16 protein-coding genes, 2 tRNA genes and 3 rRNA genes are annotated in these 23,888 nt (G+C 49.0%); 16 read left to right on the top strand and 5 right to left on the bottom strand.

The window, feature by feature from the left end; all coding sequences use genetic code 11:
• Positions 1 to 55 precede the first annotated feature (55 nt).
• Both AB8Q18_12990 and AB8Q18_12985 read right to left on the bottom strand, forming a co-directional pair.
• Positions 56 to 943, bottom strand: a complete 888-nt coding sequence (locus AB8Q18_12990; protein ID XDZ51076.1) for a ZIP family metal transporter — start codon at positions 941 to 943, stop codon at positions 56 to 58.
• 101 nt (positions 944 to 1,044) lie between these two features.
• The gene (locus tag AB8Q18_12985; GenBank protein XDZ51075.1) at positions 1,045 to 1,710 is read right to left on the bottom strand and encodes a pyrimidine 5'-nucleotidase; all 666 of its coding nucleotides are present in this window, start codon (positions 1,708 to 1,710) and stop codon (positions 1,045 to 1,047) included.
• Between the two features lie 296 nt (positions 1,711 to 2,006).
• Between AB8Q18_12985 and AB8Q18_12980 the strand changes: the two genes are divergently transcribed.
• From AB8Q18_12980 to AB8Q18_12965, 4 genes are all read left to right on the top strand, one after another.
• Positions 2,007 to 2,963: an ABC transporter permease gene (locus AB8Q18_12980; protein XDZ51074.1), complete on the top strand. Its 957-nt coding sequence runs from the start codon at positions 2,007 to 2,009 to the stop codon at positions 2,961 to 2,963.
• Positions 2,953 to 3,900 (top strand): iron chelate uptake ABC transporter family permease subunit, encoded by a 948-nt coding sequence (locus AB8Q18_12975; protein XDZ51073.1) that lies wholly within the window; start codon positions 2,953 to 2,955, stop codon positions 3,898 to 3,900. Before AB8Q18_12980 ends, AB8Q18_12975 begins: the two co-directional genes overlap by 11 nt.
• The gene (locus tag AB8Q18_12970; GenBank protein ID XDZ51072.1) at positions 3,894 to 4,652 is read left to right on the top strand and encodes an ABC transporter ATP-binding protein; all 759 of its coding nucleotides are present in this window, start codon (positions 3,894 to 3,896) and stop codon (positions 4,650 to 4,652) included. The genes AB8Q18_12975 and AB8Q18_12970 overlap by 7 nt, the downstream gene beginning before the upstream one ends.
• A gap of 76 nt (positions 4,653 to 4,728) precedes the next feature.
• Positions 4,729 to 5,670, top strand: a complete 942-nt coding sequence (locus AB8Q18_12965) for a siderophore ABC transporter substrate-binding protein (GenBank protein XDZ51071.1) — start codon at positions 4,729 to 4,731, stop codon at positions 5,668 to 5,670.
• A gap of 57 nt (positions 5,671 to 5,727) precedes the next feature.
• On the opposite strand, the gene AB8Q18_12960 is transcribed toward AB8Q18_12965, so the two are convergent.
• A complete protein-coding gene (locus tag AB8Q18_12960) occupies positions 5,728 to 6,636 on the bottom strand; it encodes a LysR substrate-binding domain-containing protein (protein XDZ52938.1) in 909 nt (302 codons plus the stop codon).
• A 136-nt stretch (positions 6,637 to 6,772) separates the two neighbouring features.
• On the opposite strand from AB8Q18_12960, the gene AB8Q18_12955 reads away from it, so the two are divergent.
• The 11 genes from AB8Q18_12955 to rrf all read left to right on the top strand — a co-directional run bounded on the left by AB8Q18_12955 (position 6,773) and on the right by rrf (position 20,480).
• The gene (locus AB8Q18_12955; protein XDZ51070.1) at positions 6,773 to 7,903 is read left to right on the top strand and encodes a tartrate dehydrogenase; all 1,131 of its coding nucleotides are present in this window, start codon (positions 6,773 to 6,775) and stop codon (positions 7,901 to 7,903) included.
• 69 nt (positions 7,904 to 7,972) lie between these two features.
• Positions 7,973 to 9,598, top strand: a complete 1,626-nt coding sequence (locus AB8Q18_12950) for a BCCT family transporter (GenBank protein ID XDZ51069.1) — start codon at positions 7,973 to 7,975, stop codon at positions 9,596 to 9,598.
• Between the two features lies 1 nt (position 9,599).
• Entirely contained in the window at positions 9,600 to 10,559 is a 960-nt protein-coding gene (locus tag AB8Q18_12945; GenBank protein XDZ51068.1) for an alpha/beta hydrolase, read from the top strand.
• A gap of 54 nt (positions 10,560 to 10,613) precedes the next feature.
• Positions 10,614 to 11,732: a carnitine monooxygenase subunit alpha gene (gene cntA, locus AB8Q18_12940; protein XDZ51067.1), complete on the top strand. Its 1,119-nt coding sequence runs from the start codon at positions 10,614 to 10,616 to the stop codon at positions 11,730 to 11,732.
• An 83-nt stretch (positions 11,733 to 11,815) separates the two neighbouring features.
• Positions 11,816 to 13,255 carry an NAD-dependent succinate-semialdehyde dehydrogenase gene (locus tag AB8Q18_12935; protein XDZ51066.1) on the top strand — a complete coding sequence of 480 codons (1,440 nt, stop codon included), beginning with the start codon at positions 11,816 to 11,818 and terminating at the stop codon, positions 13,253 to 13,255.
• A 55-nt stretch (positions 13,256 to 13,310) separates the two neighbouring features.
• On the top strand, positions 13,311 to 14,279 hold the full coding sequence (locus AB8Q18_12930) for a 2Fe-2S iron-sulfur cluster-binding protein (protein ID XDZ51065.1): 969 nt from the start codon (positions 13,311 to 13,313) through the stop codon (positions 14,277 to 14,279).
• 795 nt (positions 14,280 to 15,074) lie between these two features.
• A 16S ribosomal RNA gene (locus AB8Q18_12925) occupies positions 15,075 to 16,618 on the top strand.
• Between the two features lie 96 nt (positions 16,619 to 16,714).
• Positions 16,715 to 16,791 (top strand) — tRNA-Ile (locus AB8Q18_12920).
• 34 nt (positions 16,792 to 16,825) lie between these two features.
• A tRNA-Ala gene (locus tag AB8Q18_12915) sits at positions 16,826 to 16,901 on the top strand.
• A gap of 423 nt (positions 16,902 to 17,324) precedes the next feature.
• Positions 17,325 to 20,222 (top strand): 23S ribosomal RNA (locus AB8Q18_12910).
• Between the two features lie 145 nt (positions 20,223 to 20,367).
• Positions 20,368 to 20,480, top strand: a 5S ribosomal RNA gene (rrf, locus tag AB8Q18_12905).
• The 16S, 23S and 5S rRNA genes sit together here with 2 tRNA genes alongside, the layout of an rRNA operon.
• Positions 20,481 to 20,935: 455 nt before the next feature.
• Here the strand turns inward: rrf and AB8Q18_12900 are convergent.
• Complete coding sequence (locus AB8Q18_12900; GenBank protein XDZ51064.1) at positions 20,936 to 21,676, bottom strand: MipA/OmpV family protein; 741 nt, start codon at positions 21,674 to 21,676, stop codon at positions 20,936 to 20,938.
• A gap of 171 nt (positions 21,677 to 21,847) precedes the next feature.
• On the bottom strand, positions 21,848 to 22,999 hold the full coding sequence (gene yiaY / locus AB8Q18_12895; protein ID XDZ51063.1) for an L-threonine dehydrogenase: 1,152 nt from the start codon (positions 22,997 to 22,999) through the stop codon (positions 21,848 to 21,850).
• A 304-nt stretch (positions 23,000 to 23,303) separates the two neighbouring features.
• Here yiaY and AB8Q18_12890 point away from each other — a divergent pair, with 304 nt between their 5' ends.
• The gene (locus tag AB8Q18_12890; protein XDZ51062.1) at positions 23,304 to 23,786 is read left to right on the top strand and encodes an FxsA family protein; all 483 of its coding nucleotides are present in this window, start codon (positions 23,304 to 23,306) and stop codon (positions 23,784 to 23,786) included.
• Positions 23,787 to 23,888 lie beyond the last annotated feature (102 nt).

The raw sequence follows: 23,888 nt of genomic DNA, 5'->3' as shown, positions 1-23,888 counted from the left end.
GATTTTGAATATGCTAATGTATTTATGCAGTCGTTAGTAAATCTGTTTAATCTGCTTAGCCCAAGGCCGTATCCAACAGCATCATCACCACAAAGCCGATCATTAAGCCTGTGGTGGCAAATCGTTCGTGGCCTTTACGGTGAGATTCAGGGATGACTTCGTGGCTGATCACAAACAGCATGGCGCCTGCGGCAAAGCCTAAACTCCACGGCAGAATGGACGGAAATAAATACACCACGGTGGCGCCCAGGACGGCGCCAATGGGTTCGATTAGGCCTGATAAAATGCCGATGCCCACGCAAGTACTGCGCTTATAGCCGGCATTTAAGAGCGCCAGCGCGACCACCAAACCTTCTGGAATGTCTTGGATGGCAATACCGGTCGCTAAGGTGCTGCCAGCGACGTTGCCCACGCCGGCAAACCCAACCCCAATGGCCAGGCCTTCGGGGAAGTTGTGTAAGGTGATGGCAAACACGAATAGCCAGGTGCGCTTGAGCAGCATGGCATCGGAGGGCGTATGGTGGCTGTCGCCAATGAATAAGTGCTCATGGGGAATGGTGCATTCCATCAACATCAAGAGGCCGGCGCCGAGCAAAATGGCCGCAGCAATGACGAGGCCGGCATGCCAAGGGCCGGCACCCGCTTCGGCAAGGGCATCCATGCCAGGAAGGATGAGGGAAAACACGCTGGCGGCCAGCATCACGCCGGCGCCAAAGCCGAGCATGCTGTCGGTGAGGCGGTCGCTCAACGATTTAGAAAATAAAATGGGTAGGGTGCCCAGAGCGGTTGCAGCAGCAGCCACAAGGCCACCAATTAAAGCGTTGAAAACGCTGTGTTGATTGTTTAGTGCTTGAAACCAGAGCGCACGAGCAGAGAGGAACAGCAAGATTAATGCCACCACAGCGCACAACAACCACAGACTGTTTTTTTTATTCAGGGTCATAATAAGCCTTATCGTCATTAAATAGAGAAATCACATCCTCTTAATGATTACTGTGCGACGATTGGCCGGGTTTGTCCAGTGGTGATTGTGCGTACTTAGGTTTAGCTATGGCGTTGATTGAGCGCCGAGGCTAAGGCGCTTAGCTGGGCGATGGATTCAACCTTGGTGTCGACATAGCTGGGTAGGTGAGTGGCCGGCTGGGGCGTGTGCCATACCGTTGTGAGGCCCAAGGCTTTTGCCGCTTCTAAGTTGGGCAGGCTGTCATCGACCATGATGCAGTGTTCAGGAGCATAGCCTTGGTCGTGATAAACCTGTTGATAGGCGTGAGCGGAAGGCTTGATGGCGTAGTTGAGGCTGTCGGTGCCGAAGCGTTTGGCAAAGAGGTGGTCGATGGCCATTTTTTGGCACAGCGCATCGATGTAAAACGTGGGCGCGTTGGAAAAGATGACTTTGCGCCCAGGAATGGCCTGGAGTGATTGGGCTAAGTTGGGCTCATAGGCCAATAAGGGCAAGATTTCATCCAGAGGATGGGTATGGTCGAGAAACTCCTGCACGCTGATGTCAGGGTGGTGGTGCTGGAGGCCGTAAAGGGTTGCCCCATAGCGTTGCCAGTAGTCGGCGCGAAGCGCTGAGGCCGCAGTAGAGGACAGAGCCAGGCGTTGTGCCATATAGGCCGTCATGGCGTGATTGATGCAGTCAAAAATACCGGCGTCGGCATTGTGTAAGGTGTTGTCGAGGTCAAATAACCATAGTTTGGGCGTCATCATCATCAATCAATACGGCAAGCTGCGTTAAAACCGCCATGATACGTGCTTTGGGCCTAAAAAGGCAAAGCCTGATCTAGATCAATAGGCAAATAAATCAATTGATTGCGGCTGTTGATCACCTATGTTGTCGGCGTGAGTCAACAAGATTGTGTTGATTAATATTTAATTATTTCAGGATGTTAAGAAATTAAAGCAGGAAAAAGAGAGATAACGATGCCAAAAAGATCAAAAGAAGGTAAAATGTAATAATAATTACTCTCATTAACAAAGCATTTTATGGTAAGGAACTACAGGGCATGAGAAAAAGGTATTTTTTTCTCTTATTGTGCATTTTGTCGGTTGTATCGTTGTTTGTTGGTGTCATTGATATTTCTCTAAAAGATTTATTCAATTTAACGGAAGACCAAAAACAGATCATCTTAGTCAGTCGTCTACCACGCTTGTTGAGCATCTTGATTGCCGGTGCCAGCATGAGTATCGGCGGCCTGATCATGCAAAAGCTGAGTCAGAATAAGTTTGTATCACCCACCACCGCCGGTACCATGGAGTCTGCACGGTTGGGCATATTGATTTCTTTATTGCTGTTTGCCAATGCGACCCCCCTGCAAAAAATGGGCGTGGCGTTTGCTTTTTCTCTGGCTGGCACCTTCTTATTCATGAAGATTCTTGACCACATCAAGTACAAAGACGTGATTTTTGTGCCTTTGGTGGGGTTAATGTTTGGCGGCATCATTGGCTCGATCTCGACCTTCTTTGCCTATAAATATGATTTGATTCAAAACATGGCGTCGTGGCTGTTGGGCGATTTCTCCATGGTTTTGAAAGGGCGCTACGAACTCATGTACATCAGCGTACCGCTGATGATCTTTGCCTATCTGTACGCCAATAAATTTGCGGTGGCAGGGATGGGCGAAGACTTTGCCAAGAACCTAGGCTTGAAATACCGTCAAGTGGTCAATATCGGCTTGGCTATTGTGGCCATGATCACCGCCTCAGTGGTATTGACCGTAGGCATGATCCCGTTCTTGGGCCTGATTGTGCCAAATATTGTCGCCATGTATCAGGGCGACCACCTTAAAAATAGCCTGTCGCATACCGCTTTATTAGGCGCGGTGTTCGTGCTGGCCTGTGACATTTTAGGCCGTATCATCATCTATCCCTACGAAATCTCCATCAGCGTGACCGTGGGTGTGATCGGCAGCATCATCTTTATTTGGTTGATTTTCAGAAGGCAAAGTGCACATGGGGCCTAAGCGTAAACTAGGCCTGCTGGCCCTCCTAGCCGTGATCACCATGGCAGGTTATTTGTTTTATGAATTGACGTCGTGGGATTACGCGCTGCCGCGCCGCGCCATGGTATTGGTGGCGATGGCAATTGCCGGCACGGCGATTGCGTTCTCAACGGTGATTTTTCAAACCGTTACCCACAACCGCATCTTAACCCCCAGCGTGATGGGATTAGATTCGCTGTATTTGCTGGTGCAAACCGTGCTGGTGTTCTTTTTTGGCACCCAAACAGTGGTGAATTTAAGCAGCGAAGTACAGTTTTTTATGTCGATCGGCATTATGGTGTGCTTCTCGATTTTACTGTATCAGCTGATGTTCCGCGGTGAAGGCAAGCCGATTTATTTCTTGCTCTTGGTCGGCATTATTTTGGGAACGTTGTTCCAAAGCCTGTCTTCGTTTATGCAGGTATTGATCGACCCCAATGAGTTTTTGATCGTGCAAGACAAAATGTTTGCCAGCTTTAACAACGTTCAGGTCAGCCTAGTGTGGTGGTCGATCGCCTTGATGGTAGTGACCATGGGCGGCTATATGTATTACATCAAGTATCTTGACGTGCTGTCTTTAGGGCGGGAACAGTCGGTGAATTTAGGCGTGTCGTATGAGAAAGTGGTGCGCAATTCGCTAGTATTGGTGGCGATCCTGACCTCGTTGGCAACGGCTTTAGTCGGCCCCATTACCTTCTTGGGTTTGTTGGTGGCAAACCTGTCGTATGAAATTTTAAAAACCTATCGCCATCGCTATTTATTGCTGGGCGCCATCTTGATCAGCATGATTGCGCTGGCCGGTGGGCAAATGCTGGTTGAACGAGTATTCACCTTCTCGACCACATTGAGCGTGATTGTGAACTTTGTGGGTGGGCTGTATTTTATCTACTTGCTGTTAAGGGAGAATCGATCGTGGTAACGGTAAAAAATGTATCTAAAAAGTACGGTAATAAATACGTTTTGGACGACGTGTCGGTGACGATTCCCACACGTCAGGTCACCTCTTTGATTGGGCCAAACGGTGCCGGTAAAAGCACGCTGTTGGCGATGATGAGCCGCTTGGGTAAAAAAGACAGCGGTGAAGTGTTTATTGAAGACAAAGAAGTCAGCGATTGGCGCTTAGACGATCTGGCCCAAAAGATGTCTATCTTGAAGCAGGCCAACAACATCAACCTGCGCATTACCGTGCGGGAGCTGGTGGCCTTTGGGCGCTTCCCCTACAGTAAAGGGCGTCTCAACGCCGAAGATGAGCGCCTCATCGACGAAGCCTTAATGTATATGGACTTAACCCATATGCAGCATAAATACCTGGATCAGCTCAGCGGCGGCCAAAAGCAGTGTGCCCACATTGCCATGGTGATCGCGCAAGACACCGACTATATTTTTTTGGATGAGCCTCTGAATAACTTGGACATGAAGCACTCGGTGCAAATCATGAAAACCCTACGTCGCTTAGTTACAGACTTGGGTAAAACCATCGTGATCGTGATCCACGACATTAACTTTGCGTCTTGCTACTCAGACTATATTGTTGCGCTACGCGATGGGCGCTTAGTGCATGAAGGCAAAACCAGCGACATCATTGCCCCAGCCGTGTTGAAGGATATCTACGACATGGACATGCCGGTGCAAGAGATCAGCAACAACAAGATTTGCGTGTATTTTTCTTAAGTCGAACGTAACCGACGCGGCTGCGCATGGAAACAAGGCCGCGTATTTTTTAATAAGCTAAATAAAGGTCTACTAAATGAAACAGTTTAAACAGTTAGGTTTGATTGCCGTATTGGCGTTGGCGCTTGGCGCCTGTGGTGAAACCAAAGAAGCAGCCACTGATGGCGCGGCTGCGCCTGCCGCAACGGTATCAGTCGAGCACAAACTGGGTACGGTTGAAGTCAAACAAAACCCTGAGCGCGTAGTGGCATTTGACTTTGGCGCTTTGGATACCTTGGAAGCCTTGGGCGTAGATGTAATCGGCCTACCTAAAGCCAATATCCCAGCCTACCTAAGCAAGTATAAAGACGACAAATACGCCGATATGGGCGGTTTGAAAGAACCTAATTTCGAAGCGATCCATGCCGCTAAGCCTGATTTGATCATTATTTCTGATCGCCAAGCCAAGCTATTTGATCAGCTAAACGAAATTGCGCCAACCGTGTACACCAACGTTGACTATAACGATTACGTGCCTTCTCTAGAGAAAAACGTGAAAACCTTAGCGTCATTGTTTGGCAAAGAAGCCCAAGCTGATGAAGCCTTGGCAACATTGAAAGCCGACATTGCCAGCGTGAACGAAAAAACCAACGCCATGCCTGAAAAAGGCCTGATCGTGTTGGTGAACGACGGCAAAATCAGCGCCTACGGTTCTAAATCACGTTTTGGTTTCATTCATGACGTATTGGGCGTGAAACAAGCTGATGAAGCGATTAGCGTGTCTACCCACGGCCAAAGCGTGGCGTTTGAATACATCGTTAAAACCAACCCTGACTACATCTTTGTGATCGATCGTAGCGCTGTGGTGGGTAATAGCGAAACCGCCGCGAAGCAAGTGATTGAAAACGAACTGGTACAAAAAACCAATGCGTTTAAAAACGGCCACATCGTATACCTAGATCCAAACACCTGGTACTTGTCTGGTGGCGGCCTAGGCTCTACTAAAGAAATGGTTGAAGAAGTTAAAGCTGCACTATAAGACTATTATCGGTTTTATTTGATAAAAAGCTGCCCGAAAGGGCAGCTTTTTTTATTTTCAGGCGTCGCCTACCTTTAATAAACGGGCGGCCAATTGCTGTTCAAAGAATTCAACGCAGACTCTGAGCTTGGCTGAAGCATTGAGGCGTGAAGGGTAGACGGCCCAAATATCGGCATCCTGCCAATAGTCCGGTAATACCTGCACCAGCGTGCCGCGTTCAATTTCGGCGCCCACGTCCCAGACCGAGCGCAGCATGATGCCGTGGCCGGCCAGCGCCCATAGCCGCACCATCTCGCCATTATTAGACGCTAAGGTGCCAGACACCTTGATGTCTTGTCCGCCCTTAGTCGAGTTCAGCTCCCATAGGCCAAAGGGGTGGTCACGTTCCTTAATCACCAAACATTCATGCTGAAGCAAATCTTTCAAGGTTTTTGGCGTGCCATGGTCGGCCAAATACGCTGGTGCGGCGCATAGGATGCGCTTATTCGGATGGAGCTTTTTGGCGATGAGGTGGGGGGCAATGTCGTTGCCAATGCGAATGTCTAAATCAATGTGGTGGGCGCTTAAGTCTTGCACCTTATCGACCGCATCAAAGCGAATCTTGAGTTTCGGATAGAGGGTCACAAAGTCAGACAGTAGCGGCGCCACGTGGCGGCGGCCAAAGCCCAGGCTGCTGGTGATCGACAGCGTGCCAATGGGGTTGTTGGGATGGCTGGCCACGGTTTCCGTCATGTCCTTTAAGTCCAGCAAGATATTGCTGGCCCAGTCATACACTACTTCTCCGTCTTCAGTAAGGCTAAGCGAGCGCGTGCTGCGGTGTAATAGCTTGCAGTTTAACGTTTGTTCTAAGACTTGAATGCGTTTGCTGACGTAGGCGGGTGAGGCGCCTAGTTCATCGGCGGCCTTCACAAAGCTCTTATTCTTCACCACTAGGGTGAACACGGTTAAATCCACAACCTGCGGCATATTATTCACGAATCGTGTCCTTTGTGTTTGTATTTTACTTCATTATTCATTATTTGTTTTGACGTATGCTACCAAAAACGGGTCGACACCACCATTAAAAATCGGTGCGTGTCCAATTGCACACAAAGGAGTATGGATGTCTAAAGTATATAAAGTGGCCGCTATTGCGGGTGATGGTATTGGTCAAGAGGTTTTGCCGCAGGGGGTGCGGGTTGTGGAAGCCGCGACCAAAGCGTTGAATTTACCGGTGCAGATCGATCATTTCGATTGGGCTAGCTGTGACTATTATTTGGCCCACGGCCAGATGATGCCGGACAACTGGTTTGAGATTCTAAAGGACTATGACGCTATTTTCTTTGGTGCCGTGGGTTGGCCAGATAAGGTGCCAGATCATATTTCTTTATGGGGTTCTTTACTGAAGTTTCGCCGCCAGTTTGATCAATACGTCAATTTACGGCCAGTACGGCTATTGCCTGGGGTGCCTTGCCCGCTCGCCAATCGTCAGCCTGGCGACATTGACTATTACGTGGTGCGGGAAAACACCGAAGGGGAATATACCTCAGTGGGCGGCAAAATGTTTGAAGGCACTGAGCGTGAATTTGTGCTGCAAGAGGCCGTTTTTACCCGCCACGGTACCGACCGTATTCTGAAATACGCCTTCGACATGGCCCAAAACCGTCCTCGTAAAACCCTAACCGCCGCGACCAAGTCTAACGGCATTGCCGTCAGTATGCCTTACTGGGATGAGCGTTTGGAAGCCATGGCCGCTCGCTATCCCGACGTGAAGTGGGATAAGCAGCACATCGACATCTTAACCGCACGTTTTGTGCTGCAGCCGGATCGCTTTGACGTGGTGGTGGCGTCTAATTTGTTTGGGGATATTTTGTCTGATTTGGGCCCGGCCTGTACCGGCACCATTGGCTTGGCCGCCTCAGCCAACTTAAACCCCGAGCGAACCTTTCCTTCCTTGTTTGAGCCGGTGCATGGCTCTGCGCCAGACATTTATGGCCAGAACATCGCCAACCCGATCGCCATGATTTGGTCAGGCGCCATGTTGCTGGAATTTATTGGTAATGGCGATGCGGCCTTCCAAAAGGCGCACGATCTCATCATGAAGGCGATCGAAACCGTGTTGGTTGAAGGGCCAAGAACGCCGGACATGGGCGGGCAGGCGAGTACTCAGGAAATTGGGGCAGCGATTGCAGAGCATGTGCGCGTTTGGGCGGAAGCTCAGGTACAGGTGGCTGAGACGCAAACCGTTGCTTAATCAGTAGTGATGGAGTGGGCGCTTACTTTGAATTACATAATCGAAGAAGCGCCGTAAAGGAGATAAGAGATGAAAGAGGTCAAGTATGGCCAGCGAGATACCTTGCTCGCAGGCTTAAGCTTATTTTTTGTGTTTATATCGGTTTGGGCGCTCGCAGCTTACCCTGATCAATCTATTGTCATGGCCGATAAAATGATGTTTTGGGCTACTTCAGTGTTTACCGCCCCCGTTTTGTTGTTTGCTTTTTTGGCTATTCTATTTGTTTTGGTTTTGGCTTTTAGTAAGTATGGGAAAATTAAATTAGGTGCAGGTAAGCCCGAATACTCAACGCCTTCATGGATTTTCATGTTCATTCTGTCGGGGATTGGTTCATCGACGCTCTATTGGGGGTTTTTGGACTGGGCCTATTACTATCAAACTCCAGGGTTGAATTTAGCACCAGAATCAGCCGAGGCACTGAAATTCAGCGTCGCCTATTCTTTCTTTCATTCCGGTCTGAGCGCGTGGGCAATCTATGCCTTGGCTTCTGTGGCGATGTGCTACCACTTTCACGTGCGTAAAAACAAAGGCTTGAGCTTAGCGGCCATGATTGAAGCAGTGACCGGCTTTAAGGCTACGGGTCCTGTCGGCCGGTTGGTTGATTTGATGTTTTTATTGTGTATGTTCGGGGCACTGACCATTTCTTTGGTGCTGACGGCGGTGACCTTTTCCAATATTTTGTCTTTATTGACCGGCATCCCCAATACCTTCACCACTAAAGTCGTCATTATTTTAACAGTGTCAGTTTTGTTTGCGCTGAGTTCTTATGTGGGCGTTGACAGCGGTATGAAGCGCTTGAGCCAAATGGTCTGTATTGGCGTAGTGCTGTTTGCGATCTATGTTTTGTTCTTTGGGCCTACTCAATTTATTTTAAACAACAGCCTTAACAGCATGGGCTTGATGTTGACGAACTTTGTGGACATGAGCCTCTATACCGACCCCATGGGGGATGGGAAGTTTACGCGAGAGTGGACCGTTTTCTATTGGTTGTGGTGGATTTCTTATGCGCCAGGTGTGGCGCTATTCGTGACCCGTGTTTCGAAGGGTCGCACGATTAAAGAAGTGATTCTGGCCATGTTGATGGGCGGCTGCCTAGGCATCTGGTTTATCTTCGGAGTCTTTGAAAACTATAGTGTGCATAGCTTCATTAATGGCTTGGTTGATGTGCCCCATATTTTGTCTAGTCAAGGCGGAGAAGTGGCGATTGGGCAGCTATTGGCTATGTTGCCTTTAGGGACGGTGATGATGTGGCTATTTTTACTCATCATGGCGATTTTTCTGGCTGCGCATATGGACGCCGTTGGTTATGCCGTGTCTGCAACCTGTGTGCGTGGCTTACAAGAAGGGCAAGATCCCTCGCCTAAAGATCGGCTGTTTTGGTGTGTGATGCTGACCCTGGTGCCGATTGCGATGATTTTTTCTAATGCGCCGCTGGAAACCATGAAAACGGCTACGGTGATTACTGCGATTCCTTTTATTGTGATCATTCTGATTCAAACCTATGGCCTGATTCGATGGTTGCATCAAGATTATGCCCATGTGCCGCCACACAAAATGGATGAGCAGCCAGATGATGAGTCTGCAAGTGCTGCGGCCAGTGAGCCTATCGTGACGCCTGCTACGTTGTCAGCGGGTTCGGAAAAGGTGGGAGGTTAAAGTGGTTCGTGACTATGATTTAAGTGAAGAAATGGCTCAGCTAGTGCATTGGAGCAGTACTTTTGTCGGGGCTGACGATCATATTGATTCTGTACGTGCTGCTTATGATGCTCTAAGTCGTAATTACACGCCACCTCGAGATGACGCCGTTTTTATTGAAGAAGCCAGTTTTGAGGCCAATGGCGCTTCGATTGCACTGCGACTGTATCGCCCTAAGGGTCGTCCTCCTGCAGCGGGATGGCCAGTTGTTTTGTATCTTCATGGCGGTGGGTTCATGGTGGGTAATCTTGATAGCCATGAATTTGTGACGGCGCCTATGGCTAAGGACTTAGGTGCGGTGGTGGTGGCTGTGGATTATCGTTTGGCGCCTGAATCGGTTTATCCCGCCGCTTTTGATGATTGTCTGGCGGCTTGGCGCTATGTGCAGGCTCAGTCTCAGGTTTGGCAGCTAGATGCCGATCGGATGGCGTTAGCAGGAGATAGTGCTGGCGGTATGTTGGTGGCAGCCTTGAGCGAGGTGTTAAAGCATGATGAAGCTCGGCCGAAGGGGCAGGTCTTAATTTATCCTAGTCTCACGGCAGTGGCACACTTTGAATCACATTGTGAGCATGCACAAGCACCGTTATTGAGTTATCGCGACATGCAGTATTACTGGGACCAATATGCCCATGATGTGACACTGCGTACGCAAGCTAACCTGTCACCACTGTCGGCGTTGTCATTTGCCGCTTTGCCCCCAGCGTTTGTGGCCGTGGCGGAATATGATCCCCTGTGTGATGAAGGTCGAGCCTATGTCGAACGGCTGTTGGCTGCTGGTGTTGAGGCTTACCTACATGAAGGCGTGGGGCTGGTACATGGGGCATTGCGAATGTGGCGAGACTGTCCAGAAACCCATCGGTTATATCAATCTTGTCTCCAGGCACTCAGAAATATGCTGGGCCTGAATGACGAGGCATCATAAATAAACACGACCAGATAATCGTGTATTTATTGAACACTACTTGGAGAAGTAAACATGGAACATATTGCTAAATTACCTAAAGATTTTTGTGCCAACCATGATGTAGCGTGGACCGTGCCCAAGGCTTATTACACCTCGGACATGATTTATGAGCGGGAAAAGGAAGAAATTTTTGCTAAGAGTTGGCTGTGCATGGCGCATCAAAGTGAGTTGGCCAGTCCTAATGATTACATCACCCGTAAAGTGATTGGTGAAAACATCTTAATCGTACGAGGAAAAGATGGTGTTTTACGGGCCTTTTATAATGTCTGTCCTCACCGCGGGCATGAGTTGTTAAGTGGAAGTGGCAAAGCTAAAAACGTGATCACCTGTCCCTACCATGCTTGGACGTTTAAGCTCGATGGTTCTTTGGCCCTGGCCAGAAACTGCGACCACGTGGAAGCGTTTGATAAAGAGAATTCTAGCATGGTACCGATTAAAGTCGAAGAATATGCTGGCTTTGTATTCATTAATATGGATCCAGAAGCGACTTGCGTAGAAGACCAGTTGCCAGGCTTTGCTAAGCGTTTGAATGAGGCTTGTACGGTGATCGGTGATTTAAAATTAGCGGCTCGCTTTGTGACAGAGACGCCAGCAAACTGGAAGATTATCGTCGATAACTATCAAGAATGTTATCACTGCGGTCCTGCTCATCCCGGTTTTGCCGATTCGGTGCAGGTGGACAAGTATTGGCATACCCTTCATGGCAATTGGACGTTGCAATATGGTTTTGCACGATCATCAGAAAAGTCATTTAAATTAGACCCATCAGTGGTCGATCCAGAGTTTCATGGTTTTTGGACGTGGCCGTCGACCATGTTTAACGTGCCGCCAGGCAGTGATTTCATGACCGTGATTTATGAGTTTCCTATGGATGCAGAAACCACCTTACAACATTACGAGATTTACTTTTTGAATGAAGAGCTCACTGAGGATCAAAAAGCTTTAGTGGAATGGTATCGCACCGTGTTCCGTCCTGAAGATTTGAATTTGGTAGAAAGCGTACAGCGTGGTTTGAAATCTCGAGGTTATCGTGGGCAAGGGCGCATTATGACTGACAAACAGCGCTCAGGCATTAGTGAGCATGGCATTGCTCATTTTCAGAGCTTAGTGGCGAAATACCATCAAGCATAAGGCTGCGCCTATTGAACTTAAGCATTTTGGTACGGCTTCGGCCGTGCCAGAATTGTCGATACACAGAGAGAGGAAGATTTGTGATGAATAGCTCGTTATTTACAGAACGTGCTTATATTAATGGTCAATGGATGGTCGCTCATCATGCTGAAACTGTTAACGTGAGTAATCCTGCAACCAATGCCTTATTGGGTACTGTGCCGAATATGGGCGCAGAGGAAACTGATTTAGCCATTGAGGCTGCTCATGAGGCGTTTACCCATTGGCGAAAAAAAAGTGCGCATGATCGAAGCATAATTTTGCAAAAATGGTTCCAGTTAATGCATGAATATGCCAATGATTTGGCTAGGATTATGACTTTGGAACAGGGTAAGCCACTGTTAGAGGCATTGGGTGAGGTGAAGTATGCGGCTTCGTTTGTCAGCTGGTTTGCGGAAGAAGGTAAGCGTTTGTATGGTGATGTGATGCCTTCGCCTCATTCGGCGCAACGTCTATTGGTGGTTAAAGAGCCGATAGGGGTGTGTGCTGCGATTACGCCCTGGAATTTTCCATTGGCGATGATTACCCGTAAAGCTGCACCAGCCTTGGCTGCGGGTTGCACCATGGTCTTAAAGCCAGCGAATGAGACGCCTTATTCTGCGCTGGCTATGGCCAAACTAGCAGAAATGGCTGGCATGCCAGCAGGTGTGTTTAATGTTGTTACTGGTAAGGCACAGGAAATTGGTGGCGCACTGACTCGTCATCCTTTAGTGCGTAAATTGACCTTTACCGGCTCAACGGAAGTTGGGCGACTGTTAATGGGTCAGTGCGCCGAGACAATTAAAAAGGTGGCTTTAGAACTAGGTGGTAATGCCCCTTTTATCGTATTTGAAGATGCCGATATCGATAGTGCTGTGGCAGGTGCGATTTTGGCTAAATATCGTAATGCAGGCCAAACCTGTATTTGTGCCAACCGACTTTACGTACAACGCAGCGTGTATGAAGCGTTTTCAGCTAAGTTTGCCGCCCAAGTGCAAAACTTGGTTGTGGGTTCTGGTTTAGATGAGGGGGTTCAGGTGGGGCCGTTAATCAATGCCAAAGCCAGTGAAAAAGTACAGGCGCTATTGGCTGATGCAGTGAGCAAGGGCGCCAAGATTTTAGTAGGAGGAAACATACATGCGCACGGTGGTAATTTTTTTGAGCCTACGGTCATTACTGATGTGGTGACGGGCATGCAGGTATTAGATGAAGAGATTTTTGGGCCTGTCGCGCCGATTGTGGTGTTTGATACCGAAGAAGAAGTCATTGCCGCAGCCAATAATACCATTTTCGGTTTAGCGGCTTATCTATACAGCAATGATTTATCCCGCGTTTGGCGAGTGTCTGAAGCTTTAGAGTATGGCATGGTGGGGATTAATGCCAGTGCTATTTCTAATGAAGTAGCACCGTTTGGGGGGGTAAAGCAATCTGGGCTGGGCCGAGAAGGGTCAAAGTATGGGATCGAAGATTTTGTTGAGACCAAGTATTTGTGTATGGGCATTTAGGGCGCCAAGGTCAAGGTTCACAAAAAAGTCATCAATAGATAATAGAGGATAAAGTATGAGTAATGGCTACCAAATGCATGCGGCCACCGTCACCGCGATTGAGCAGCTGACCCCTTTAATTAAGCGCTTTACCTTTAGGCCGAATGCTGGCGAGGTATTTCCGGGCTTTACTGGAGGTAGTCACATTATTGTGAAAATGCAGGATGAGGGCACGAATTATAGCAATGCTTATTCTTTGATGAGCCATCCCCACGTCCTTCGCCACTATCAAGTTAGTGTACGTCTAGAGGCTGAAGGTAAGGGAGGTTCAAGGTATATGCATGAACGATTGAGGGTCGGGGATCAGTTGGAGCTGTCGGCGCCGAAAAATCTGTTTGAGTTAGCCCCTACGGGCCAAAAACATGTATTGATTGCCGGTGGTATTGGCATCACGCCTTTTATTCCTCAGTTGGTGGAGCTACAGGCTCGTGGTGTGGATTATGAACTACACTATGCTTTTCGGGCACCAGAGCATGGTGCTTTGTGGGCGGATTTACAAGCAAGTGAACACGCTGATCGGTGCCATTGTTACGTTGACAGCGAGGGGCAGCGTTTGGATTTAGATGCGTTGCTGTCGGCTCAGCCTAAGGGAACCCATATTTATGTTTGTGGCCCGAAGCTTTTGATTGATGCCGTCATTGATAGTGCAAATCGCCATCGTTTTCGCGATGAATACATTCATTGGGAGCAGTTTGCTGCTGAAGTGCCAACAGATGCAGTGGGTTTTACCGTTGTGTTGGCAAAAAGTGGCGTGGAAGTGGCGGTGGGTGCGGATCAAACCATACTGCAAGCCATTGAATCTTTAGCGGTTGACGTGGAGTGTTTATGCCGAGAGGGGGTTTGCGGCACTTGTGAGACCCGTATCTTGGAAGGCGAGGCTGAGCATTATGATCAATACTTGAGTGACGCAGAAAAAATCGCACAGCAAAGTATTATGCTGTGCGTGTCCCGTGCTAAAGGCCAACGTTTGGTATTGGATCTATGATTGTGCATTGGATCGACTACCAAAATAAAGGATATACTATATATAGCTTAAAAATAGCTCATTCACTTTAGTGCTGGTGTTTATTGATCAGTGAAGTGGTAGGGTGGGTCGCGACCCACCATCGTTTTTCGGTGGGCGCAAGCTCACCTAGGTTTTGGTTTGAGTGTTAGCCTTTTTGTTTGGCATGCGGTAAAGCGGTGGGTAGGCTACGCTTTACCCACCCTATGCCCAGCTGTTACGTCGTAGGGTGCGCCGAGACTGATAGGTGAATTGGTAGGGTGGGTCGCGACCCACCATCGCATTTCGGTGGGCGTAAGCCCACCTAGGGGTTTGGTTTTGCTGCTAGCCTATTCAGATTTACCGCCGTTTTCAAAGTTTTCCCCATTATTTTGCGCTTTTTTACTTTATTTTCGCCTTTTTGATTTAAATTTCAGCCACGGTTAACGCCAACAACCACAGGCTTTTCACCGTTTTCCAGCACTGCCTATAAATTCTTTTAAAAAAGATGCCCCATAAAACCCAGTTAAAACAGTCTTTTGCTTATTTTTGGTGGTTTTTTAGCAAATTAATGGCAAATAGGGGTTGACGATTATCAGGGGGTCGTCCATAATTCGCTTCCTCTGCTGATGACGGAACGAAACAAACCCAGTCAGCAACGCTCTTTAACAGAACAGATAACCGATAAGTGTGAGTGCTTCGAGCCTCACACTGCAATTTAAGATTTATGTATGAGATAGAAATATCTCGTTAATGAATTTGAGAAAGCAGACCAGAATTAGTAATAGCTTAGAGATTAAACATAAGAGTTTGATCCTGGCTCAGATTGAACGCTGGCGGCATGCTTTACACATGCAAGTCGAACGGTAGCGGGGAAGAAGCTTGCTTCTTCTGCCGACGAGTGGCGAACGGGTGAGTAATATATCGGAACGTGCCAAGTAATGGGGGATAACTATCCGAAAGGATGGCTAATACCGCATACGCTCTACGGAGGAAAGCAGGGGATCTTCGGACCTTGCGTTATTTGAGCGGCCGATATCTGATTAGCTAGTTGGTGGGGTAAAAGCCTACCAAGGCAACGATCAGTAGCGGGTCTGAGAGGATGATCCGCCACACTGGGACTGAGACACGGCCCAGACTCCTACGGGAGGCAGCAGTGGGGAATTTTGGACAATGGGCGAAAGCCTGATCCAGCCATGCCGCGTGTATGAAGAAGGCCTTAGGGTTGTAAAGTACTTTTGTTAGGGAGGAAAAGCTATAGGTTAATACCCTGTAGTCATGACAGTACCTAAAGAATAAGCACCGGCTAACTACGTGCCAGCAGCCGCGGTAATACGTAGGGTGCAAGCGTTAATCGGAATTACTGGGCGTAAAGCGAGTGCAGGCGGTTTGTTAAGCTAGATGTGAAAGCCCCGGGCTCAACCTGGGAATTGCGTTTAGAACTGGCAAGCTAGAGTGTGTCAGAGGGGGGTAGAATTCCACGTGTAGCAGTGAAATGCGTAGAGATGTGGAGGAATACCGATGGCGAAGGCAGCCCCCTGGGATAACACTGACGCTCATACTCGAAAGCGTGGGTAGCAAACAGGATTAGATACCCTGGTAGTCCACGCCCTAAACGATGACAATTAGCTGTTGGGGAATTAAAAGTCCTTGGTAGCGTAGCTAACGCGTGAAATTGTCCGCCTGGGGAGTACGGTCGCAAGATTAAAACTCAAAGGAATTGACGGGGACCCGCACAAGCGGTGGATGATGTGGATTAATTCGATGCAACGCGAAGAACCTTACCTAGCCTTGACATGTACGGAAGTCCGATGAAAGTTGGATGTGCCTTCGGGAACCGTAACACAGGTGCTGCATGGCTGTCGTCAGCTCGTGTCGTGAGATGTTGGGTTAAGTCCCGCAACGAGCGCAACCCTTGTCATTAGTTGCTACCATTTAGTTGAGCACTCTAATGAGACTGCCGGTGACAAACCGGAGGAAGGTGGGGATGACGTCAAGTCCTCATGGCCCTTATGGCTAGGGCTTCACACGTCATACAATGGTCGGTACAGAGGGTAGCCAAGCCGCGAGGTGGAGCCAATCTCTTAAAGCCGATCGTAGTCCGGATCGCACTCTGCAACTCGAGTGCGTGAAGTCGGAATCGCTAGTAATCGCGGATCAGAATGTCGCGGTGAATACGTTCCCGGGTCTTGTACACACCGCCCGTCACACCATGGGAGTGGGGGATACCAGAAGTGGGTAGGATAACCGTAAGGAATCCGCTTACCACGGTATGCTTCATGACTGGGGTGAAGTCGTAACAAGGTAGCCGTAGGGGAACCTGCGGCTGGATCACCTCCTTTCTAGAGAAATAAAAAGTGGGGCAAAGAAGTACTCACACTTATCGGGAATCTGTAAGTAAAAGATGCGTAAAGTTAAGACACTTTAACGAGACCTAAGGGTTTGTAGCTCAGCTGGTTAGAGCACACGCTTGATAAGCGTGGGGTCGGAGGTTCAAGTCCTCCCAGACCCACCAATCATTAGGAATCATAGGGTATCAACCCCAAAGAGGGGGCATAGCTCAGTTGGTAGAGCACCTGCTTTGCAAGCAGGGGGTCATCGGTTCGATCCCGTTTGCCTCCACCACTGATTGACTTAACTTTGCAAACGAACCCGACGGTTCAAATTAAATCGTGAATGCGATTGACAAGCTTTGTAAAAAGCTTATAATGCGCAACTCAATTTAATTTGCACCGTCTCTTAGTCTCCGATTCATCGGAAACTTAAGCAGACAACGCATCGATCTTTAACAAATTAGAAGCCGAAATCAATCAATGTTAGTTTTACCGATTTCGTCACGTTAGCTAGCTAGTATTTATACTGAGTTAGCGGCAACACGAAATCAAAAATATATATTGGGTGATTGTATCGAAGTAGCTCATACGAAACTAACAAAAGGCGTATGAGATACACACAACAGCAGTAAGCTTTGTCAGAGTAGAAACTTAAGCAAGTGGAGGGGCGTCAACCCCCAAAGCAAGCAAAGTCAATAGGTTCTTGAAATGATAGAGTCAAGTGAATAAGTGCATCAGGTGGATGCCTTGGCGATTACAGGCGATGAAGGACGTGTAAGCCTGCGAAAAGCGTGGGGGAGCTGGCAATAGAGCTTTGATCCCACGATGTCCGAATGGGGAAACCCACCATGAGTGATCATGGTATCCATGACTGAATACATAGGTCATGTGAAGCGAACCTGGAGAACTGAACCATCTAAGTACCCAGAGGAAAAGAAATCAACCGAGATTCCGTAAGTAGTGGCGAGCGAACGCGGATCAGCCTGTACGTGATACATAGTGTGTTAGGAGAACAACCTGGAAAGGTTGGCCATAGTGGGTGATAGCCCCGTATCCGAAAACACATCATGCTTACTAAGCGTACGACAAGTAGGGCGGGACACGAGAAATCCTGTCTGAACATGGGGGGACCATCCTCCAAGGCTAAATACTCGTAATCGACCGATAGTGAACCAGTACCGTGAGGGAAAGGCGAAAAGAACCCCGGGAGGGGAGTGAAATAGAACCTGAAACCTGATGCATACAAACAGTGGGAGCGGACTTGTTCCGTGACTGCGTACCTTTTGTATAATGGGTCAACGACTTACATTCAGTAGCGAGCTTAACCGTATAGGGGAGGCGTAGGGAAACCGAGTCTTAATAGGGCGTCTAGTTGCTGGGTGTAGACCCGAAACCGAGTGATCTATCCATGGCCAGGATGAAGGTGCGGTAACACGCACTGGAGGTCCGAACCCACTAATGTTGCAAAATTAGGGGATGAGCTGTGGATAGGGGTGAAAGGCTAAACAAACTCGGAGATAGCTGGTTCTCCTCGAAAACTATTTAGGTAGTGCCTCAAGTATTACTTCTGGGGGTAAAGCACTGTTATGGCTAGGGGGTCATTGCGACTTACCAACCCATGGCAAACTCAGAATACCAGAAAGTACGAGCTTGGGAGACAGACAGTGGGTGCTAACGTCCATTGTCGAAAGGGAAACAACCCAGACCGCCAGCTAAGGTCCCAAATGATCAATTAAGTGGTAAACGAAGTGGGAAGGCTTAGACAGCCAGGATGTTGGCTTAGAAGCAGCCATCATTTAAAGAAAGCGTAATAGCTCACTGGTCGAGTCGTCCTGCGCGGAAGATGTAACGGGGCTCAAATTGATAACCGAAGCTGCGGATATGACACAATTTATTGTGCATATGGTAGAGGAGCGTTCTGTAGGCCGTTGAAGGTGGATTGAGAAGTCTGCTGGAGGTATCAGAAGTGCGAATGTTGACATGAGTAGCGATAATGCGGGTGAAAAGCCCGCACACCGAAAGCCCAAGGTTTCCTACGCAACGTTAATCGGCGTAGGGTGAGTCGGCCCCTAAGGCGAGGCAGAGATGCGTAGTCGATGGGAAACAGGTTAATATTCCTGTACTTTATATTAGTGCGATGTGGGGACGGAGAAGGTTAGGTCAGCAAACTGTTGGAATAGTTTGTTCAAGCCGGTAGGCGTGAAGGGTAGGCAAATCCGCCCTTCTTTAACGCCGAGAAGTGATAACGAGGATCTACGGATCTGAAGTGACTCATACCACGCTTCCAGGAAAAGCCACTAAGCTTCAGCTAATATAAAACCGTACCGCAAACCGACACAGGTGGGCAGGATGAGAATTCTAAGGTGCTTGAGAGAACTCAGGAGAAGGAACTCGGCAAATTGATACCGTAACTTCGGGAGAAGGTATGCCTTTGTTGGTGATTTGCTTGCGCAATGAGCTGACAGAGGCCGCAGAGAATAGGTGGCTGCGACTGTTTATTAAAAACACAGCACTGTGCCAACACGAAAGTGGACGTATACGGTGTGACGCCTGCCCGGTGCTGGAAGGTTAAATGAAGGGGTGCAAGCTCTGGATTGAAGCCCCAGTAAACGGCGGCCGTAACTATAACGGTCCTAAGGTAGCGAAATTCCTTGTCGGGTAAGTTCCGACCCGCACGAATGGCGTAACGATGGCCACACTGTCTCCTCCTGAGACTCAGCGAAGTTGAAGTGGTTGTGAAGATGCAATCTACCCGCTGCTAGACGGAAAGACCCCGTGAACCTTTACTGTAGCTTTACATTGGACTTTGAAGTGGTTTGTGTAGGATAGGTGGGAGGCTATGAAACCAGCACGCTAGTGTTGGTGGAGCCGTCCTTGAAATACCACCCTGACCCCTTTGAGGTTCTAACCCAGGTCCGTTATCCGGATCGGGGACCGTGTATGGTAGGCAGTTTGACTGGGGCGGTCTCCTCCCAAAGAGTAACGGAGGAGTTCGAAGGTTACCTAGGTACGGTCGGAAATCGTGCTGATAGTGCAATGGCAAAAGGTAGCTTAACTGCGAGACCGACAAGTCGAGCAGGTGCGAAAGCAGGACATAGTGATCCGGTGGTTCTGTATGGAAGGGCCATCGCTCAACGGATAAAAGGTACTCCGGGGATAACAGGCTGATTCCGCCCAAGAGTTCATATCGACGGCGGAGTTTGGCACCTCGATGTCGGCTCATCACATCCTGGGGCTGTAGTCGGTCCCAAGGGTATGGCTGTTCGCCATTTAAAGTGGTACGTGAGCTGGGTTTAAAACGTCGTGAGACAGTTTGGTCCCTATCTGCAGTGGGCGTTGGAAATTTGACAGGGGCTGCTCCTAGTACGAGAGGACCGGAGTGGACGAACCTCTGGTGTACCGGTTGTGACGCCAGTCGCATCGCCGGGTAGCTAAGTTCGGACGAGATAAGTGCTGAAAGCATATAAGCACGAAACTCTCCTGAAGATGAGATTTCCCTGAGGGTTTAACCCTCCTAAAGAGTCGTTCTAGACCAGGACGTTGATAGGTCAGGTGTGGAAGCACAGTAATGTGTGGAGCTAACTGATACTAATTGCTCGTGAGGCTTGACTCTATCATTTGAAGAACTTGTGTGAGACATAAGTAAAGAATTCAGATGAAGCTTACAGGCTGTATGTGTGTATATTACCCGATACATCACCTTATATATTGATACGATCTAACGATTGATTAGGCTTTTAATTTGTTACCGTTTTTTGTTTGGCGGCCATAGCAAGTTGGTACCACTCCTTCCCATCCCGAACAGGACAGTGAAACGACTTAGCGCCGATGATAGTGTGGATGCCCATGTGAAAGTAGGTCACCGCCAAACTCCCCATACTTAAGCCCTGTTGCGATTGCAACAGGGCTTATTTTATTGGTAGTGCACACCGTAGGGTGGCGCAAAGCGTAGCGTGCCCACCGATGTAGACCAACCATATGATGGCCTTAAGCTCTGCCGAAGCGCACAGTCTTACCCCATACACCCAAAACAAAGCCCACCTGACGGTGGGCTTTGTTGTATCTGGTGGCTGGTGATTCATTGCTGTGCCGCTATAAGTCATGGTGGGTAGGCTACGCTTTACCCACCCTACGCGTGGCCATGCGCCTGGTAGGGGGGCGTGACCCACGCGTTGAGTCGTTCGCCTTGATGAATGGCGGCAAGTCTTATCCACACACTTATCTTATCCACAGGCGATTAGCCTAAGAGCTTGCCTTTTACCCGCGGAGAGCCGTTAAAAAAACCGTCACGGCAAGGCCATGACGGTTAGTGTCTGGGTCATTGGATTAGAAGCGATACATGACGCCAGTGCTCAATGCGCCGACATAGCTGCGGTCAACCATGGGGCTGTCTTTCGCTTCTGAGCCTAGGTGCTCATAGTAGGCGCTGGCGTAGGTGATCCATTGTGGGGTAATGGCGTAGCTGACGGTCACTTGGGCGTAGGGCTGAACGGAGCCGTCGGCTTTGTAGCGGCTTAGGCCGGTTTTGTTGCTTTCACCGCTAGAAACGCCGTAGTAGTAGTCATTCCATTTTTTGTCGCGATAGGTGACGCCGACGCTGGGCTTAACGGCGAATTTGCCATGGGTGAAGGTGTTGCTGTAAGACACATCAGCCACGTAGCCTTTGCTGTGGCCAGAAACGTCGCCTTGCAGCTCTGCGGTTAAATCACCCCAGTCATTCTTATAGGCGTAAGAAACGCCGGCCATGACGCTGCTGCGGCGGCGATCTAGGTCGCGAACCTGACGATCATCGCTGTCTTTGGGCTTAAAGTGATGGGCGCCCAAGCGTGCGCTGACAGATACTTCATGTTTGGGGCTGTTTAAGAGATAAACGCCACCGCCTAAACCTTTAAAGTAAACCACTTCATTCTTGTAATCAATGGCTGGAAAACCATAATATTTGGTGTCCATGCCTTTGTAGGGCATGCGATAGGCACTGGCATTGAGGCCAAGGGTTAGCTCTGCATGGGCAGCAGCACTCATGCCGCTCAGCAGCACAGCACTTAATAGAATGGGTTTTAGGTTCATGGTTTACTTTCGTTTGGAATATTGGTTTTGCGTTATTTTAACATATTTGACCTCTAGTTACGGCGTTGGAAAGCATTAAATTAATTCTTCAATGGATTAGTTAAATTTATGTATTGCAAAATGAATAAAAAAAGCCCACCTATCAGGTGGGCTGTGTGAGCTGGAATAGCCTTATAAGGCACCCTCGAAAATGGCTTCGATTTCGGCCTGAGTGGCTTCGCGTGGATTGGTCAGTGCACAGGCATCCTTCATCGCGTTGGCGGCCAAGGTGGGAATGTTTTCACGCTTGACGCCAAGTTCGGTCAAGGTAGCAGGAATGCCGATGTCTGTTGATAACACTTTGATGGCGTCGATACAGGCGGCAGCGGCTTGGTCGTCGCTGAGGCCTTTAATGTCTACGCCCATCTCAATGGCGACTTCACCTAAGCGTTTGGCCGATACTTTGGCGTTAAACGCTTCTACGTGCGGCAGCAATAGGGCATTACACACACCGTGTGGGAGGTCATAAAAACCGCCTAGCTGATGCGACATGGCGTGGACGTAGCCTAATGAGGCATTGTTAAATGCCATGCCAGCTAAGAACTGAGCGTAGGCCATTTGTTCACGGGCTTCCATATTGTGGCCATCGTTGACGGCGGTACGCAGATGTTTGGCAATGAGGGCCACGGCTTTCAGTGCACAGGCATCGGTAATCGGCGTTGCTGCGGTAGATACGTAGGCTTCGATGGCGTGGGTAAGGGCGTCCATGCCGGTGGCGGCGGTAAGGCCTTTAGGCTTGTTGATCATGAGATCTGGATCGTTGACCGATAGGATAGGGGTCACGTTGCGGTCCACGATGGCCATTTTGATGTGGCGCTTTTCGTCGGTGATGATGCAAAAGCGCGTCATTTCGCTGGCGGTGCCGGCGGTGGTATTGATGGCGACGATGGGTAGCTGTGGCTTAGGTGATTGGTCGACGCCTTCGTAGTCGCCGATTTTGCCGCCGTTGGTGGCCACTAAGGCAATGCCTTTGGCGCAGTCATGCGCCGAGCCACCGCCTAGAGACACGATCACGTCACACTGCTGCTCTTTTAAAATCGCCAAACCTGCTTCTACGTTTGCCGTGGTGGGGTTGGGTTGAGCCCCGTCAAAGATAGCGGTTTTAATGCCGACTGCGTTGAGTTTCTTGGCGATGTCGTCGGCCACGCCTAATTGACTTAAGCCTGCATCGGTGACGATCAGCGCGGTTTTAAAACCATAGTTTTTGGTGGCGTCGATGGCTTCGCTCAAGCAGCCTGAACCCATTAAGTTAACAGCAGGAATAAAAAAAGCACTGGTAGACATAGAAGGACTCCCTCTTGGTTTGGTTAGTGTTTAGGTCGGAGCCGAAGCCCAGACTGGTTATACCTTTACTGTACTGCTTTTTGCGGTTGAGCGATTTGCGTAGGCGCAAAGGATGGGCCGACAACGCTTAAAACATCATAACGTATTAGGTTAAAATGGGGTGGGAAATGATGGTCAAGACGATAGGCTTGTGGATGGCGTAGAAAAAAAGCCGTGCGCGGGTTTAAAAATCAGAAATCATCCCCATTATTGGCCTATAAAGAGACTGTGCCTGCACGATGTAGGCAAGGATAAGGATAACGGTATGCGTATTTTTGGTTTTGGTTGGCTGTTCTTGATTTTGGAAATCTTATCGATTGTGATGATGACCAGCGCCATTGGCGGCTTTAACACCATTTTGTGGATGCTGTGTACCTTTATCATTGGGGTCATGATGCTGCGCCATTTTGGCCGCATCAATATGGCGATGATGAATGCTGGCCTGCGCACCGGCGCACCAGGCTCGTTTATGGCCGCTATTTGGCCGATTCGGTTTGCGTTGGCGGCGATTTTATTGCTGTCGCCTGGTATCTTCTCTGACGTCTTAGCCGTCATCATCATGCTGCCGATTTGGTCTATTGGTGGGCGCTTTACCGCTCAATCGACGCATCAGCAAGATTCTCGCGGCGCTTATTATCGACGGGAACGTGACACCGGCGATTCGGACATCATTGAGGGCGAATACCATGAAGTGAATCCTGGTGAATCGCGCCGAGGCGACCGCCCAACTTTGCCTAAAGACGAATAAAGTCATCTTGACGCCGCTTAAGGCTTGGGCTGAAGCCCTGATCTAGATTAAAATGTCCCCTTCGGGTGGGCATTTTTTTATGTCTGGCTTTCACCGAGCACA

Source organism: Neisseriaceae bacterium CLB008 (genome assembly GCA_041228285.1).
Lineage (GTDB): Bacteria > Pseudomonadota > Gammaproteobacteria > Burkholderiales > Neisseriaceae > JAGNPU01.
Note: the sequence above shows the minus strand (reverse complement) of the source record. Positions and strands in the feature narration are given on the sequence as shown.